Source organism: Pseudomonas sp. IT-P260 (assembly GCF_949768395.1).
Lineage (GTDB): Bacteria > Pseudomonadota > Gammaproteobacteria > Pseudomonadales > Pseudomonadaceae > Aquipseudomonas > Aquipseudomonas parakoreensis.
In genome coordinates this window covers 1-762 of sequence record NZ_CATKPO010000021.1, presented here as the reverse complement: position 1 = coordinate 762, position 762 = coordinate 1, and the positions used below count along the sequence as shown (strand labels likewise).

The following is a 762-nucleotide window of genomic DNA, read 5'->3' as shown; positions in this document are numbered from 1 at the left end:
ACGGGAGAAACTTAAGGCCGTGCTGGTCAAGCATCATAAGGAATCCAGAGCGTCCGCAGGGTCTCGCACCCTGTCCAAGGAACTGCAAGCCAAGGGGCATCGTGTCGGACGGCATATGGCTCGCAGCTTGATGCGCGAAGCCGGTGTTGCCAGTCATCAGCGGCGGCGGCACAAGTACAAATCTTCGGGCGTGGAAGCGTTGGTGGCGCCGCACGTACTCAAGCGCAAGTTTGATGTCACTGCGATCAATCAAGTGTGGTGTGGCGATGTGACGTACATCAGGGTTGGCAAGCGCTGGCTGTATTTCGCTGCGGTTCTGGATCTGTTTGCTCGCCGGATCGTGGGGTGGTCTTTTTCAATGATTTCCGATGCCACGCTGACCTGCGAAGCATTGCGAATGGCGGTGCAATTGCGAGGCCGTCCGAAAGAGGTGTTGTTTCATTCCGATCAAGGCTGCCAATACACCAGTCATAAATTCAGGAAAGAAATGCGCAAACATGGCCTCCTGCAAAGCATGAGTCGCAAAGGTGAGTGCTGGGACAACGCTCCGATGGAGCGTTTCTTTGGAAGCCTCAAGTCTGAGTGGGTGCCAGAAGATGGCTACCGCTCGGAACATGAGGCGCGGGTGGATGTGCAGCGTTATGTGATGCGTTACAACAACGTCAGGCTCCATAGCTACAACGATTACCGGTCGCCGGTAGCTATGGAGAAACTGGCGGCATGAAACCTTAACTGGTGTCCAAAATTAGTTGACCAGTTCAG

At 54.6% G+C, this 762-nt stretch carries 1 protein-coding gene; it reads left to right on the top strand.

Annotated elements, in window-relative coordinates:
- On the top strand, window positions 1-724 hold a 724-nt coding region (locus ACM6HV_RS10825; protein ID WP_414904174.1), incomplete at its 5' end, for an IS3 family transposase.
- Between the last annotated feature and the right edge of the window lie 38 nt (window positions 725-762).